Annotated in this window: 14 protein-coding genes and 1 pseudogene; 6 read left to right on the forward strand and 9 right to left on the reverse strand. The window is 65.7% G+C overall.

The window, feature by feature from the left end; translation table 11 throughout:
• Positions 1-20: 20 nt before the first annotated feature.
• The 3 genes from GXN78_RS31755 to GXN78_RS31765 all read left to right on the forward strand — a co-directional run bounded on the left by GXN78_RS31755 (position 21) and on the right by GXN78_RS31765 (position 3,521).
• Positions 21-1,250 carry an iron-containing alcohol dehydrogenase gene (locus GXN78_RS31755; RefSeq protein WP_146162971.1) on the forward strand — a complete coding sequence of 410 codons (1,230 nt, stop codon included), beginning with the start codon at positions 21-23 and terminating at the stop codon, positions 1,248-1,250.
• A gap of 49 nt (positions 1,251-1,299) precedes the next feature.
• Positions 1,300-2,181 (forward strand): LysR substrate-binding domain-containing protein, encoded by an 882-nt coding sequence (locus tag GXN78_RS31760; RefSeq protein WP_106554609.1) that lies wholly within the window; start codon positions 1,300-1,302, stop codon positions 2,179-2,181.
• Positions 2,182-2,381: 200 nt separating this feature from the next.
• Complete coding sequence (locus GXN78_RS31765) at positions 2,382-3,521, forward strand: PrpF domain-containing protein (protein ID WP_106554556.1); 1,140 nt, start codon at positions 2,382-2,384, stop codon at positions 3,519-3,521.
• 181 nt (positions 3,522-3,702) lie between these two features.
• Here GXN78_RS31765 and GXN78_RS31770 read toward each other — a convergent pair whose 3' ends face one another.
• Positions 3,703-3,951, reverse strand: a complete 249-nt coding sequence (locus GXN78_RS31770) for a hypothetical protein (protein WP_106554555.1) — start codon at positions 3,949-3,951, stop codon at positions 3,703-3,705.
• Positions 3,952-4,225: 274 nt separating this feature from the next.
• On the opposite strand from GXN78_RS31770, the pseudogene GXN78_RS31775 reads away from it, so the two are divergent.
• Positions 4,226-4,567: pseudogene (locus GXN78_RS31775) on the forward strand (hemagglutinin repeat-containing protein); the annotation flags it as partial.
• A gap of 210 nt (positions 4,568-4,777) precedes the next feature.
• Here the strand turns inward: GXN78_RS31775 and GXN78_RS31780 are convergent.
• The 8 genes from GXN78_RS31780 to GXN78_RS31815 are packed head-to-tail and all read right to left on the reverse strand — an operon-like array spanning position 4,778 to position 12,618.
• Positions 4,778-6,388, reverse strand: a complete 1,611-nt coding sequence (locus tag GXN78_RS31780) for a gamma-glutamyltransferase family protein (RefSeq protein ID WP_106554553.1) — start codon at positions 6,386-6,388, stop codon at positions 4,778-4,780.
• A gap of 5 nt (positions 6,389-6,393) precedes the next feature.
• The gene (locus GXN78_RS31785) at positions 6,394-7,491 is read right to left on the reverse strand and encodes an ABC transporter substrate-binding protein (protein ID WP_106554552.1); all 1,098 of its coding nucleotides are present in this window, start codon (positions 7,489-7,491) and stop codon (positions 6,394-6,396) included.
• Positions 7,492-7,549: 58 nt separating this feature from the next.
• Positions 7,550-8,434 carry an ABC transporter permease gene (locus GXN78_RS31790; RefSeq protein ID WP_164256015.1) on the reverse strand — a complete coding sequence of 295 codons (885 nt, stop codon included), beginning with the start codon at positions 8,432-8,434 and terminating at the stop codon, positions 7,550-7,552.
• A gap of 13 nt (positions 8,435-8,447) precedes the next feature.
• Entirely contained in the window at positions 8,448-9,248 is an 801-nt protein-coding gene (locus GXN78_RS31795) for an ABC transporter ATP-binding protein (RefSeq protein WP_106554550.1), read from the reverse strand.
• Complete coding sequence (locus GXN78_RS31800; RefSeq protein WP_106554549.1) at positions 9,245-10,036, reverse strand: alpha/beta hydrolase; 792 nt, start codon at positions 10,034-10,036, stop codon at positions 9,245-9,247. Before GXN78_RS31800 ends, GXN78_RS31795 begins: the two co-directional genes overlap by 4 nt.
• Positions 10,033-10,440, reverse strand: coding sequence for a VOC family protein (locus tag GXN78_RS31805; protein WP_106554548.1), 408 nt, complete (start codon positions 10,438-10,440; stop codon positions 10,033-10,035). Before GXN78_RS31805 ends, GXN78_RS31800 begins: the two co-directional genes overlap by 4 nt.
• Before the next feature lie 4 nt (positions 10,441-10,444).
• Complete coding sequence (locus GXN78_RS31810) at positions 10,445-12,046, reverse strand: FAD-dependent monooxygenase (RefSeq protein ID WP_164256018.1); 1,602 nt, start codon at positions 12,044-12,046, stop codon at positions 10,445-10,447.
• A gap of 2 nt (positions 12,047-12,048) precedes the next feature.
• Positions 12,049-12,618 carry a GAF domain-containing protein gene (locus GXN78_RS31815; RefSeq protein ID WP_164256022.1) on the reverse strand — a complete coding sequence of 190 codons (570 nt, stop codon included), beginning with the start codon at positions 12,616-12,618 and terminating at the stop codon, positions 12,049-12,051.
• Positions 12,619-12,692: 74 nt separating this feature from the next.
• On the opposite strand from GXN78_RS31815, the gene GXN78_RS31820 reads away from it, so the two are divergent.
• Positions 12,693-13,670, forward strand: coding sequence for a LysR family transcriptional regulator (locus tag GXN78_RS31820; RefSeq protein ID WP_164256025.1), 978 nt, complete (start codon positions 12,693-12,695; stop codon positions 13,668-13,670).
• Between the two features lie 200 nt (positions 13,671-13,870).
• Positions 13,871-14,284, forward strand: a complete 414-nt coding sequence (locus GXN78_RS31825; RefSeq protein WP_219910053.1) for a helix-turn-helix domain-containing protein — start codon at positions 13,871-13,873, stop codon at positions 14,282-14,284.
• Positions 14,285-14,304 lie beyond the last annotated feature (20 nt).

Consider the following 14,304-nt stretch of genomic DNA (forward strand, 5'->3'; position numbering starts at 1 on the left):
GCTTAAAGAGTACCTTTCGCATGAATCCGAACACGAACGCGCAGGACAAGCGGCAATTCACTGCTCGCGCGCTACCTGTCCATCTGTACTCTGGCGATGGCGCGCTATCCCGCCTCCCCAGTGAACTGTCCCGGTTCGGCGCGCATCGGGCCGTCATCATCTGTGGCCGCTCCGTACACTCCAAGACCGGTCTCATTCGACACATGGAGCAGATGCTGGGCGCTCGTTTCGCAGGCGTTTTCGCAGAACTCGCGGAAGGAGCTCCATCCGAGTGCATCGAACGCGCCGCGGCATTCGCTCGGGAACTGGCGTGCGATGCTCTCATTGCCGTAGGAGCAGGCAGCGTGCTCAAGGGCACACGCGTGGTTGCCATGCTGATGGGGGAAGGCCGGCCTTTGCCGGAAATGGCGACCCGCTATGGGCCTGACGGAAAACCCGCTTCGACCCGCCTGCTTCAGCCGAAGGTTCCGATCTTCAATGTCCTGACGGCTCCGACCACCGCCCAGAACCGCGGGGGGTCTGCCCTGCGTATGTCCGGCAGCCTTCACCAGCTCGAGTTCTTTGATCCAAAAACCAGGCCGAAGGCGATCTTCTGGGATCCCGTTGCGCTTGCTACGGCGCCGGCGTCACTCATATCGTCGGCCGGCCTCGAGGTGTTCTTCTTTGCACTGATGGGGCTCGGATCCGCACCCCAAAGCAATGTGCTCGTGGCTCCCTCACGTGTGCAGGCATGGAATCTCGCCAGCACAGCCATGATGCAACTCGACGACCTGAATTCCCGACTCGATCTGTGCGCAGCTGCGTACCTTCAGAATCGGGACGAGGACGACGGCGGCCAGCCTCTGAAGACTCACTTGGCCGCGCGCGCGGCCTACGCACTTTCGGTTGCGCTCTTCAATCGCTGCGAAGGATTGACCCAATCACATGGCTATGCCGCCTTCTCAGGCGCTTCTGTCCGTAAGCTGGGGCGGCTGTGCAATGCCGCGATGTCCGAGATTGGCACACACCTCGGAGTCGCATCGGTCCAGCATGACAATGAATATCTGGACCTGGTCGCCTCGGCGATCGACGATGCCTTTGTCAGGCTTGGCTGGCCTGTGAAACTGCCCGCGAGATCAGTCATGGCGGCCGGAGTTGACGAGCTGGTCGGGTTTGCCATTCGCAACTACAACGCCAACAGTGATGGTGCGCTGACGCCCCACGCCAACCTGTTGAAGGAAGTCCTCCTCGAGAGCCTCGCTGCCTCATAATCCCGACGTCGAGAATCCGCGATAGTACGTGGCCTGGATGAGGAGCCAGATGACGACGAATCTCCGGGCCCTGTTGGGGCCGCTAAGGGTGCTCGACGCCGTTCATCGGTTCGGGGGTGTTTCGCATGCGGCAGAGCATCTTCACTTGACCGTGGGAGCGGTCAGCCAGCAGCTCAAGCAACTCGAGACTCTGCTTGGAATAGAGATTTCCAGGAAGGAAGGACGCAGCGTCCGTCTCTCCGACGTCGGACAGGTCCTCGCGCAGCGTGCCGGCGATTCGTTCGATTGGATCGAGCAGGCGGTCCAAGATGCGGTCGCTCGCGGCAAAGGCACGCAGAAGTTGAGACTCAAGGTCATGCCGACGTTCGCAATCAGGTGGCTCATCCCTCGATTGGCTGGCCTCTATGCAATGAACCCGAGCATCGACCTCGAGATCACGACCGGCGCTTCTGCCAACGTCGATACGGAACTTGGCAGCATGGACTTCGTGCTTCGCCATGGAAAGAGCACTTGGGACGGTGTCGCGTCTCATCGCCTCTTTGAGGACGCCTATGTCCCGGTTTGCGCTCCCCATGTCGCTCAAGGGCTGCAGCAACCGGAAGACCTGCTTCAGGTGCAATTGCTGCACTCCATGATGATCCCTTCCGCATGGGAGGCATGGTTTGAGTCGGCGGGCATCAGCGGAGCGCCCGCTCACCCCGGGTTGACCTTGGGAAACGCGGCGCTTTGCTATCAGGCTGCGATCGATGGACTGGGAGCCGCGATCGCGCAACTGGCCTATGTTCAGGACGACCTGTCTTTGGGCCGCCTCGTTCGGCCATTCGAGCATGTCGCACACACGGGTCTAGCCTACTACCTGGTCTGTGATGAGCGCGAGATTGATCGTGCTCCAATTTCACTGTTCAGGAAGTGGCTCGAAACACAGTCGTGAGTATTCCCTGGCCGAACGTTGCCGGCCCTGGCCTTCCACGCGTAGTAGCTCGGCTCGCTGAAGCCGTGCTTCCGGAAGTCCGCTTGGCCGGATGCTGCTCTATCCGCGGGCGCTCCCTCGTTGAGCTTGTAGTCCTGCTAAAGCAAGAGCAGCCGAACTGAATGGACGGCTGTGGCGACCACGCTCATACTCTGAGATATATGAACGAACAGATTCGCGTACCCATCACCCTCATGCGGGGGGGCACGAGCAAAGCTGTCTTCCTCGCACAGCGAGACGTGCCAGAGGACCCAGAGATGCGCCAGCGATTCCTGCTAGCACTTTTCGGCAGTCCCGACGTGCGCCAGATCGACGGGCTCGGCGGGGCCGACATCCTGACCAGCAAGTGCGCCATCATCGGACCGCCGTCGCGACCGGATGCAGACATCGACTACACCTTCGCCCAGATCGGTATCGACCAGCCCACCGTGAACTTCGAGATAATCTGCGGCAACATCTCGTCAGCCACCGGTGTCTACGCCTTGCAGGAATCCCTGATTCCGGTGCAGGAGCCGATCACCACGGTGCGCGTGCACAACACCAACACCGGAAAGATCCTGCGCATGACTGTCAATTGCGCGGACGGCGAGCCGCGGGTGGAAGGCGACTGCGAGATAGACGGGGTACCCGGAAGTGGCGCGGAGGTTGCACTGGACTATTCGGACACGAGTGGGGGTGCAACTGGCAGACTGTTGCCCACCGGGAGGCCAATTGACCAAGTCTACGTGCCGCAGCTTGACCGAGAGATTCCCGTTTCCATCGTTGATGTCGGCACGGTTTGTGTGTTCATGCGTGCGGCGGATCTGGGCGTCACCGCAACGGAACTACCCGGTCAACTGAGCCCTGAGATCTACGAGGCGGCCGAGCAAGTGCGGCTCTCGGCCGCCCAACGGTGTGGTCTGGTGACGACCATTACGCCGTATCAGGTTCTTATCGGTCCGCCTCAAGGCTACAGGACTGTCGCCGGTGATCGGGTCGTGCACGCATCGGAGCTCGATCTTGTCGCCCGCATGGTGCTCAAGGATGGGGTCATGCACAAGGCATTTCCGGTAGGAGGCTCGGTCTGTCTGTCCGTGGCGGCGCAGATCGCGGGAACAATCCCGGCTGAAGCGCGAGCAAGCCATCTGGGCCCCGCGCGCATACGCATCGGTCATCCGAGTGGTGCGCTCAGTATCTATGCCCACGTCGAGCATTCGGCCAACGACGGGTGGACCGTACGCGAAGTGCACTTCACGCGCACGGCCCGTCGGTTGATGGATGGAACTGCCTACGTTCGGCGGCGGCTTCTTGAGGGAGCTTGACTAGATCTTGATCGACCTGGCTTGCACTGAAACGGCCTCAACCTCAGCCTTGCGCCGTTGTGCCAAGGCGCCACTGGTCATTCAGAACTACCGTCCCAGATAAGCCGTATCGCTCATAGAGGCAGTCGAAAACCACGATTCCGGAAGTCTTTGTTGTGCCCAAGCCGTATCGGGCGGAAGTTCACAGCTGCCTTCCGATGGCGACCACATCTTGCGGATCCGGGGACAGGAAGCCCCCTGAGAACGGATCGTATGCACGGGAATGATTCAGGTGAATAGGCGGGCGAGTATAGGCGTACGTCCCGGTCGCCCGCGCCTCGGTGCCGTCGAGCACAATCTGACCCGGCGGGGCGAACGGGATGAACATGTTGGCGGCCTGGACTTCGACTCTATGCCAGCCCGAGGCGAGGTAGTCAGCCTCAAAGTGCATGACGTTGTTCGTATCACGGACATGGCGCTGTCGGCTCCGGCGCGCCGAACAACAACGCCGGCCTGATCCAGTCCGGCGCGGCGATGACCGTCAATACCCGCCGCCATCAACAACATCGGCGCCAGCATCATTGCCGACAATGCGGCCGTCCTCACCGCCGGCCGCGACATCAATGTCGAGAGCACCACGCAGTTGACGGGAGATGGCCTAAACGGGGCCACCCGCATCGACCGTGTCGCCGGCGTCTATGTAAGCAACCCCAACGGCGTCCTTATCGGGGTCGGCCAGCCGGGACGTCACCCGCTACAACGCCACGCAGGTGAGCGGAGGCCAGGCCGTCAACATCTTGAGCGGCGGCGACCTGACGCTGCGGGGCGCCGTGGTCGATGGCAATCGGGTCACCGCCGACGTGGGCGGCAGCCAGAACAGCACGCATCGGCGGCGCGATGCAGCACGTGTGCTGGCTGACCTATGCGTTTACTCCAAGCCCGAACTCGAGGTACGTCGCGAGTACATTTTCAGCAATGACCGTTGCTATCTGCAGTTCGACGAGCTTCTTGCGAGCGGCCAGCGGGTACCAACAAAAGTAACTGCGACAGAATGCAAGAAGGGCTGAGTCCACCTGAGGCCATGAGCACGACCTCCCTTCTCGTGCACCTACAAGCCGCCAGTGGAAGGCAAGACGGCCACGCTGACGTTTTTAGGGTATTCATAGGTAAATCCCTCGAGGCGCCGCAGGTTCAGATCGCCGATCAAGATCCTATGGGCTCGACCGCCCGATGGTTCAGGCCGCTGGGCAGGCCGCGCTGCAGCGGGCTTCGTTCTCTCAGAACCCCGCCGCCAGCCCATCCCTTCTGAAATCGGAAGCGGCACCATAGCCTTCCACTTTCGGATCGCCCGCGCGCCAGATGAACTGGCCGGCACCGAAGTCCTGGTAGCTGTCGCGGATCACCTCGACCCTGTGGCCGCGGTCCAGCAGAGCCTGCACCGCCGCCTTGTTCATCTGCTGTTCGATGTTGATCTCCAGGCCCTGGTTGAAGCGCCAGCGCGGCGCATCGCACGCCGCCTGCGGGCTCTGCCGGTAGTCGAGCATGCGCACGAGCGTCTGCATGTGACCCTGCGGTTGCATGTTGCCGCCCATCACGCCGTAGGACATCACTGGCTGGCCGTCCTTCGTGAGAAAGGCGGGAATGATGGTGTGGTACGGGCGCTTTCCGGGTGCGACCTGGTTGGGCCCGGGCGCGAGCGAGAAGCCATGGCCGCGGTTCTGCAAACTCACGCCGAAGCCCGGTTCGACGCAGCCCGAGCCGAATCCCATGTAGTTGCTCTGGATGAAGCTCACCATCATTCCGTTCTCATCGGCGGCCGTGAGGTAGATGGTGCCGCCCTTCACCGGGTTACCAGCCTGGATATGCTGGGCGCGCTTCATGTCGATAAGCTTAGCCCGGCTTTCGAGGTAGGCGTCGTCCAGCATCTGTTCAGTCGTTACTTCCATGCTCGACAGCTCGGCGACATGGCGATGCACGTCGGCAAAGGCGAGCTTCATCGCTTCGATCTGCAGGTGCTGCGAGTCGGCGCCATCCACCGGCAGGCTGGCCAGGTCGAACTTTTCGAGAATGCCCAGCGCGATGAGCGCGGCGATGCCCTGGCCGTTGGGTGGGATCTCATGCAGCGTGTAGCCGCGGTAGTTCTTCCGCACCGGCGTGACCCACTGCGGCCGGTAGGCGGCGAAGTCCCTGGCCGAGAGTGCGCCGCCGTTTTCCTTCACGAAGCGTTCCACGGCGTGCGCGATCTCCCCGTCATAGAAGGCGCTGCCGCGCGTCTCCGCAATGCACCGCAAGGCTTTCGCCGCTGCCGGAAACCGGAACAACTCGCCGACGCGCGGCGCCCGACCCCAGGGCAGGAACGACTGCGCGAAGCCGGGCTGGCCGCCCAGCTCGGGCATCGCTGCCGCCCACTTCTGCTGCACCACGACCGGCAGCAGGTAGCCGCGCTCGGCGATCTCGAGCGCCGGTTCCAGCAGGTCGGCGAAGGGCAGCTTGCCGAAGCGTTCCGACAGGGCCGTCCACGCCGCCACCGCACCGGGAACGGTGATGGAATCGACGCCGCGCCGGGGCATTGCGGCGTTGCTCTCGCCGTACTTGCGCCGGAAGTAGTCCAGCGTCCAGGAGGAGGGCGCCGGGCCGGAGGCATTGAGGCCGTGCAGTTCCTTGCCATCCCACACGATGGCGAACGCGTCGCTGCCCAGCCCGTTGCTCACCGGCTCGCAGATCGTCATGGCAGCCGCCGCGGCCACCGCCGCGTCGATCGCGTTGCCGCCTTTCCACAGCATCCGCAGGCCCGCCTGCGCGGCGAGCGGGTGCGAGGTCGAGACAAGGTTGCGCGCGAAGATCGGAAGGCGAGTGCTGGCGTAGGGATTGTGGAAGTCGAAATGCATCGGGCTTACAACTTGAACGACCGCGCTATCTCCACCACCGCCTGCTTGTCGAACGCATTGATCTCGTCGATCAGCTCGTTGCTGAACAGGCGGTTCGGATCGCCCAGCTCCTCGGCCAGCTTGGGGTTCTTGCTGCTCTCGGCAGCCATTTCGATGTTGGCCTTCCACTCGGCCAGCGACGAGGCGCCCATGCGCTGGTCCGGATCGTCCGGCCGCCGCAGCCAGCTATTCTTGCGATCCTTCAGGATGAAGGCCAACTCCTTGCGCGCCTCTGCCTCGCTGCGGCCCTTGGGCCGGCTCTCGGGGTACACGGCCCAATGCAGGTCGATGCCGGCGTCGAGGTTGGCGTTCGCGAAGATCGTTGACTTGGCGATGCCGCGGAACAGCGCCACCAGGTTCTTGCGCTCCTCCTTCAGCAGCTTGCGCGGCACGCAGATCCAGCCCGATCCGAGCTGCGCGAACTTCGGCGTGAGCGGCACATAGCGCAGGGGGGTGCCCACCAGCTCGATGCGGGCCGCCGCGGTGTCGAAGCTCACCATCGCGTCGACGCGGTCGTTGTCGATCGCCGCACCGGCTGGTGCGCCGTCGCCGATGGCGATGTACTCGCACTTATCGTCTTTCAGCCCTAGTTCGGCGAGCATGGTCTTGGTGATCACGATCCCGCTGTCGCCCTGGCTGCGCACGCCAATGCGCTTGCCCGCCAGGTCCGCCGCCGACTTGATCGGGCTGCCCGGCTTCACCACGATCACGTTGGCGTTGCGCGGCAGCCATTTGTACACGCTCACCAGCTCCAGCGTCGGGTCCTTGGCCATCGCCAGCAGCAGGATACCGGGCACGGCGGGCCCGAAGTCCACGTGGCCGGCGCGCAGGCTTTGCAGCGCCTGCGTCATGCTCGACATGTTGACGTATTCCAGGTCCACGCCGCCGGACTTGTAGAAGTTCAGCTTGGGATGCTGGCCCGAGGTCACGAAGCACTGCTGCGGGTCGTTGACCGCCGCGGTGTTCGCCACCTTCATCACGCGCAGCTTCTGCGCCAGGGCCGGCAGCCCGCCGGCGAGTCCGAGGGCACCCAGGCCCAGGCCGAAATCACGTCGTGTCAACATGGTCCACTCCTTGCCGGCACGCGCCGGCCGCGTTGAAAAGAAAACAGCTCGTGCAGATCTAGACGTTCACGGTGCGCTGCGAGGTGTCGGCCGGCATCCAGTGCAGCACCCGCCGCTGCACGCGGCGCAGCAGCGCGGTCAGCGCGATGCCGATCACCGAGAGCACGACGCACACCGCGAAGCTGCCGCCGGTGTCTGCTTGCGCCTCCATCTGCAGGATCAGCACGCCCAGGCCGGCCTGGGCGCCGACGAATTCCCCCACCACCGCGCCCACCACGCTGAAGGCCGCGGCCATGTTCAAGCCCGCGAAGATGTAGGGCAGGGCGCTCGGGAACTTGGCCTTGCGGAAGACCTGCCAGGGCGTGGCAGACAGGGAGCGCAGCAGGTCGATGCGATCCGGGTCCACCGCCTTGAAGCCCGCGATACTGGTCACCAGCACCGGGAAGAAGGTGAGCAGGCAGATGATCATCACCTTGGAGCTGATCCCGAAGCCGAGCCAGACCACGATGATCGGGGCCACCGCCACCTTCGGCACGCTCTGCAGCGCGGCCACGTAGGGTTCCAGCAGCGCCTCCAGCTTCGGCATCTGCGAGACCACGATGCCGATCGCCAGGCCGATGCCGCCGCCGATGAGGAAGCCCAGCAGGATCTCGGCGAGGGTGATGCCGCCGTGGTACCAGAAGCCGTCCTTCGCCAACGGCCCGGTGGCCAGGCCGCGCCAGAGCGCGACCCCGATGTCGCTGACCGGCGGGACCAGGTGCTTGGGCACCTTGAACAGCCGCACGGCTGCTTCCCATGAGCCGAGCAGCGTGATCAGCAGCAGGATGGATTGCACGCGGGTGGATGCCAGCGGGTTGGCGCGGCGGACTCGCGGGGCCTTCACTGGCTCGGCGGTGGAGTCGTCGTGCTGCGCGGCATCGGTGGTGAACATGGCAGTGGTCATGGCGGCACCCTTTTCAGTCGAACGAAGCGGCATGCGAGAAGCGCTCGCGGATCGAGGCGGCGGCGGACGCGAACGCCGGGTCCGACATCACGTCCATCGTCCGCGGCCGCGCCAGGTCGATGGACAGCACGCGCTCCAGCGTGCCCGGGCGAGGCGACATCACGAACACCTTGTCGCCCAGGAACACGGCCTCGGGGATGGAGTGCGTGATCAGCACCACGGTCTTGCCGCTTTCCATCCAGATGCGCTGCAGCTCGAGGTTCATGCGTTCCCGCGTCATCGCGTCCAGCGCACCGAAGGGCTCGTCCATCAGCAGGATCTTGGGGTCGTGCAGCAGCGCCCGCGCGATCGAGGCTCGCTGCTGCATGCCGCCGCTCAGCTGGCGCGGCAGCTTGTGCTCGAAACCATCGAGGCGGACCATGTGCAGCAACTGCATGGCGCGTTCGCGCGCCTGCTTCATGTCCAGGCCGATCACCTCGGCCGGCAGCATGACGTTCTCGAGGATGGTGCGCCAGGGCAGCAGGATGGAGCTCTGGAACACGACCCCCACGTCTCGCCGCGTGCCATGGATCGGCTGGCCGTCGAGCAGAACGCTGCCGACCTCGTAACCGAGCAGCCCGGCCAGGATGCGCAGCAGTGTGCTCTTGCCGCAGCCGCTCGGGCCGACGATGGTGACGAAGCTCCCCTGCTGAATACTGCAGTCGATCTGATCGAGCGCGAGCACGCCATCATGGCCGCCGCCGAAGCGCTTGGACAGACCATCGATGCGGATGTAGTCGGATCTTGCGGGTTCAGTCTGCAGCGTCGTGTTCATGGCTTGACTCCAGCGGGATTCAGGAAGCGAACGATGTGGTGGGCGAGCACTTCCGGCGCCTGCATCGCCGTCACATGCCCGATGGCCGGCAGCAGAACGGCATCCGCACCGCGGATGCGCCCCGCCATCGACAACGTCACCGTCGGCGGCACCACGCGGTCCAGCTCGCCGGCCAGCACCAGCGTCGGCGCCACGATGTCCGCGACCCCGTTGTCCAGCGTCGTCGTCACAGTGACCGCCCGCCGAGCGGAACGGGCCGACGCCGGCCGGGCGTTCGCGAACACGCGCCGCAGCTCGGGGCGCTGGCGCAGGAAGTCCTCAGGAAAGAACCACGTGGCCAGTTCCTCCGCCGTTCCCGGCAGGCCCTGCCGCAGCTCGGCCAGGCGGCGTGCGTCGGGGCAGAGCTCCTCGTACGGCCGCGGCAGCGGCCAAGTGCTGGCGAGCACCAGGCGATCGATCGAGCGCGGATGCAGCAGTGCCAGGGCTTGCGCCACCCTCCCGCCGAAGGACGAGCCGAACACGTGCGCGCGCTTGAATCCGAGCGCCCTGATCAACTGGTGTGCGTCGTTGGCCAGGTCGGCCAGCGTCGCGGCGCGCTCCGGCCCCTCGGTGTCGCCGCAATCGCGCTGGTCGTAGGAGATCACGCTGAAGTGCTTCGCGAGGTGCGGCACCAGCGCGGCGAACATCTGCCGCGAGGCTTCCGCGCCATGCATCAGCACCAGGGCCGGCCCCTGGCCTGCGCGTTCGAAGGCGACGCGCACCTCGCCGGCCTGCACGAAGTCGGTCATGCCGCGCCTCCCTCTTCCTGGTCGATCCAGAAGGTCATCTCGATCTTCAGGCCGCGCGGATCATGCAGGAACAGCTGGTGGATCTTCCAGCCGGGGATCGGGGCCTCGGTGAAGGGCACGCCCAGGGCATCGAGGTGTTCGCGCATCTCCTTCAAACCGTGCGAGCGAAACGAGATGTGGTCGACGTGGCCGGTGACCGGCTGCACCGCCGCGTCCGGCGTCGACAAATGCGCATACAGGTGCACGATCGGCTGGCCCTCCGCGTAGAGCCAGGCCCCGGGCGCCGGAATCTCCGGTCGCGCCCCGGCCTGCAGGCGCAGCACGCGCGTATAGAAGTCGAGCAACTGCGGCAGCTCCTGCGGCGTGCAGCGGATCGTGTAGTGGTGCAGTGCAGTGACGGGCATGGCATCAGTCCATCAGCTTGGCGAGAACGGCAGACAGCTCGGCGGCGGGGTCCGGCGGCGTCCACGGCATGCGGAAGGCCACATGCCCGTCCGGCCGCACGAGCACCGCGCCGCGCAGGCCGAGCAGCAGGCCGTCCTTCTCGTGCGAGTCATCCAACTGGTGCGCCTGCACCACGCGCCCGTTCCTGCCGGAAACGGCACGCGCCGCCTCCATCCACTCATCCGCCTTCGGGCCCGCGACCAGCACGAACGCCTGGTCGAACCAGTCCAGCGTGGTGTGCCGCCGCGCCAGGTCCAGCCACAGGTGAGGGAAGCGCGCGCCCGGGCGGTCGGTGGGTTCGTACCAGCGCGGCCGCATCAGGTGCCTGCTGGTGCCGTCGGGGATCACCGCGCCGTCCTCGTAGCAAAAGCCCAGCGATTGGCCGATGCTGTGGATGTGGTTGTCGCTGTCGCGGATCCAGAAGCCGATGCGCTCCGGGTTGCCGGAACGCAGCGCCTCGTCGCACTGGGTAAAGCGCGCCGCGTTGTGCAGGCTGAAGTCGGCGTTCGATTCCGCGACCGGCCGGCGTTCGCGCTCGTAGCTGTCCAGCAGGCGTGCGCTGGCGCGCCCCGTGAGCACGAAAGCCAGCTTCCACGCGAGGTTGTGCGCATCCTGGATGCCGGAGTTCATGCCGTAGCCGCCGTTCGGCGGGAAGCGGTGCGCCGAGTCGCCCACCAGGAGCACGCGCCCCTTGCGGAAGCTCGCCGCCACCTGGCGGCTCATGCGCCACACCGAGCGGTTGATCACCTTCACGTCCAGATTGGGGACGCCGGCGACGGTGCGGGCGAGCCGCACCACTTCGTCGTCGGTACGCTCGCCGATGCGTTCGTCCACCTCGCGTCCCACCGGTAGCAGGCTCAGCCACCGGTCCTTGCCGTTGGTGTTGAGCACGGTCGTGATGGGGTAGGGCGAATTCTTCGCATACACGCGCCAGCCGGCGCAGAGGGCGGCGTCGCGCACCTGCGAGAGGTCGGCCTGCCAGAACTCGTTGGCCATCACGGCCAGCGCGGCCGGCCCGCGCATCTCGATGTCGGCCTGCCGGCGCACCGAACTGGCGGCGCCGTCCGCGGCGATCAGGTACTGGGCGTGCCAGGTGACGGTCTCGCCGGTATCCACCTTGCAGCCGGTCACCGCGATGCCGCCGGCGCCCTCGTCGTAGTGCAGGAATTCGTGGCCGAAGAGGAAGCGGCCCACCTCGCTCTTGCGGGCGTGGTTCAGCAGTTCCAACTCCACCGTGTCCTGCGACTGGATAATCTTCCAGCACGGCGAGTGGCCCACATTCGGCTCGGGGTTGGTGCGGCCCCACTCGTGGCCGGTCATGGATTCGCAGAAGGCGAAGAAGTCGGATCCGTCCGGCAGCGCGTGGCGCTTCATCTGTCCGTCGATGCCCCACTGGCGGAAGATCTCCATCGTGCGCGTGTAGGTGCCTCGGGCCTTGGGATGGTCCGTGGTCGTCGCGCTGCGTTCGAGCAGCACGAAGTCGACACCGAAGCGCTGCAGCAGGATCGCCATGGACAGGCCCACCGGGCCGCCGCCGACGATCACGACAGGGACTTTGCTTTGCATGGTCAAGCCTCCATGGGTGAGGTGAGGGGCACGGCCGTGAAGCGGTACGCCAGGCCGGGCGCGGCGGGCACCCAGCGCGCCGCGGCCAGGGCCAGCAGGCGGATGCCCAGGACTTCCTGCGGCAGCCACCGGGGGCGGGTGCCGAAGACGTTGAAGGTGGCGTAGCAGAGATGGCCCTGGAGCAGGGGCACGTTGATCACGCTCTGCAGGCCGTGCCCGCGCATCTGTTCGAAATCGTCGAAATGGCGCGCCAGCGCCTCTTCTCCCTCGCCGATGAACACGCGGCCCTGCAGAAACAGGCACTCGGTCCACGGCCCGAGCGTTTTGCGCTTGGCGCCGTTCACCGGGTAGTGCTGCGCCTCGGACGAATAGAGGCGGCGCAGCCGGATCTCGTCGACCGGGTCGCGCTCCGTCGTCACGTTCTGCTGGATGCTGAAGATGCTGTCGCCCGCAATCCGGCGCCGATAGAGGTCGACCTGACGCAGGGCGGCGTCGGCGCCGCGCGCCTCGGCGAGCACGTCCAGGAGGCTGGCCGTGAAGGCCGTGAGCTTCGATGCGGTGGCTGCGTCCATGAAGAAAGTCTAGGCGCCGCAATTCACCGAAGTGCATTAAATTCTGATGACCCGATAACCCAGGAGTTATGGCCTTGCCGACTGCCCGCGATCCCGCCGCCGAGCTGCAGCACGCGCTGCTCTCTCGCCTGAAGCTGCGCCAGCTCTCACTGCTGCAGGCCATCGACCGCCATCGCACGCTCGGCCGCGTGGCCGCCGAGATGCGAGTGAGCCAGCCCGCCATCACCAAGGCGCTGCGCGAGGCGGAAGACATCTTCGGCAGCACGCTCTTCGAGCGGACCAGCCGCGGGCTGGTGCCCACGCCGTCGGGCGAGGCGGTGCTGCACTACGCGCGGCGCTGGCTCGCGGAACTGGAGTCCACCACGCGCGTGCTCACCTCACTGGAGGCAGGCCGCAGCGGACGCGTGCGCCTGGGCCTGACTCAGCAGGTGCCGCAACAGCTACTGTCCGCCGCGCTCACCCACTTGCTGGATCGCACCCCGCGCATGGCGGTGATGACGCGCGAGGGCACGACGGACGAGCTCGTCGCGAGCCTCGTCGCGCGCGAGCTCGATTGCGCGATCGGCCGCTCCTACGACGGGGATGCGACGGGCCTGGTGCAGGAGGCGATCTACCAGCAGGAGCCCTGCCTGGTGGTGGCCGCGAAGAGCGTCAAGCGGCTATCGCGCGGGCCGCTGGACTGGGCGCGGCTGGCGCAGCTCGACTGGATCCTGCCGCCGCCGAACACGCCCATGCGCAGAACCTACAACGCGATCTTCGTGGGCGCCGGCGTGCAGCCCCCGGTGCCGATGCTGGAGACGACGTCGATGCGCAGCATGGAGACGGTGCTGCGGACCGAGCCGAACGCCATCGCCATTCTGGCCCGTGACGTGGTGATGGAGATGGAGCAGGCAGGGCACCTGGCGGCGCTGCCCTATCGCTTGAGCTGGAGTCTGCCGCCGGTCAGTTTCTTCACGCTGAAGGAGCTGGTGGGGCATCCGATGGTGCGGTCGCTGGGGGCGATGGTGGGGGGAACTGCGCGGGGGATGCAGCGCAGCGCGAGGGGGGGGTGAAGGGGCCGAGCGGCCGTCCGGCACCTCGACCCGCTCAGATCGCGCTCAGAAGCGGTCTGCCAGCCCCATCGCCGGATCGCTCACCGAGTGCCGGCCGGTCTCCGCCCGCCCGGCGAAGCGCCGGCAGAAGGCGGCGTCGGCGTCGCAGGTCACCACGCCGTGGCGGCGAACGAAAAAAGCTCAGGCGCTGAAGAGGACGCATTCCCCACAAGACCTTCACCTGCGCCGTCGGCTGCTCGGTCGAGGCCACGCTCAACCTGATCGGAGGCAAGTGGAAGGGCGTCATCCTCTACCGCCTGCTCACCGAACAGGTGCTGCGCTTCAATGAACTGGGCCGCCTGCTTCCCAACATCACGCAGCGGATGCTCACCAATCAGCTCAGGGAACTGGAGGCCAATGGCCTGGTCGCTCGCAAGGTCTATCCCGAAGTTCCTCCCAAGGTGGAATACCGATTGACGGACTATGGCAGGACTCTGGCGCCGGTCATTCACGCGCTGAAGAAATGGGGAGACGCCCATGTCGAGAGACTCGGACCGGATGATCGAGACGATGCCTCGCCTAAGCGCGGGCCTCGGCCGACCGAGGCTCCGAGGACGGTTTCCGGCCCGTGCTGACGACGCGAGGCCGGAAACAG

Source organism: Variovorax sp. WS11 (assembly GCF_010499245.1).
Classification (GTDB): domain Bacteria; phylum Pseudomonadota; class Gammaproteobacteria; order Burkholderiales; family Burkholderiaceae_C; genus Variovorax.

Coding starts and splice junctions, on each gene's coding strand:
- GXN78_RS31755 (WP_146162971.1), top strand. CDS start 21: ATGAATCCGAACACGAACGCGCAGGACAAGCGGCAATTCACTGCTCGC.
- GXN78_RS31760 (WP_106554609.1), top strand. CDS start 1,300: ATGACGACGAATCTCCGGGCCCTGTTGGGGCCGCTAAGGGTGCTCGAC.
- GXN78_RS31765 (WP_106554556.1), top strand. CDS start 2,382: ATGAACGAACAGATTCGCGTACCCATCACCCTCATGCGGGGGGGCACG.
- GXN78_RS31770 (WP_106554555.1), bottom strand. CDS start 3,951: ATGCACTTTGAGGCTGACTACCTCGCCTCGGGCTGGCATAGAGTCGAA.
- GXN78_RS31780 (WP_106554553.1), bottom strand. CDS start 6,388: ATGCATTTCGACTTCCACAATCCCTACGCCAGCACTCGCCTTCCGATC.
- GXN78_RS31785 (WP_106554552.1), bottom strand. CDS start 7,491: ATGTTGACACGACGTGATTTCGGCCTGGGCCTGGGTGCCCTCGGACTC.
- GXN78_RS31790 (WP_164256015.1), bottom strand. CDS start 8,434: ATGACCACTGCCATGTTCACCACCGATGCCGCGCAGCACGACGACTCC.
- GXN78_RS31795 (WP_106554550.1), bottom strand. CDS start 9,248: ATGAACACGACGCTGCAGACTGAACCCGCAAGATCCGACTACATCCGC.
- GXN78_RS31800 (WP_106554549.1), bottom strand. CDS start 10,036: ATGACCGACTTCGTGCAGGCCGGCGAGGTGCGCGTCGCCTTCGAACGC.
- GXN78_RS31805 (WP_106554548.1), bottom strand. CDS start 10,440: ATGCCCGTCACTGCACTGCACCACTACACGATCCGCTGCACGCCGCAG.
- GXN78_RS31810 (WP_164256018.1), bottom strand. CDS start 12,046: ATGCAAAGCAAAGTCCCTGTCGTGATCGTCGGCGGCGGCCCGGTGGGC.
- GXN78_RS31815 (WP_164256022.1), bottom strand. CDS start 12,618: ATGGACGCAGCCACCGCATCGAAGCTCACGGCCTTCACGGCCAGCCTC.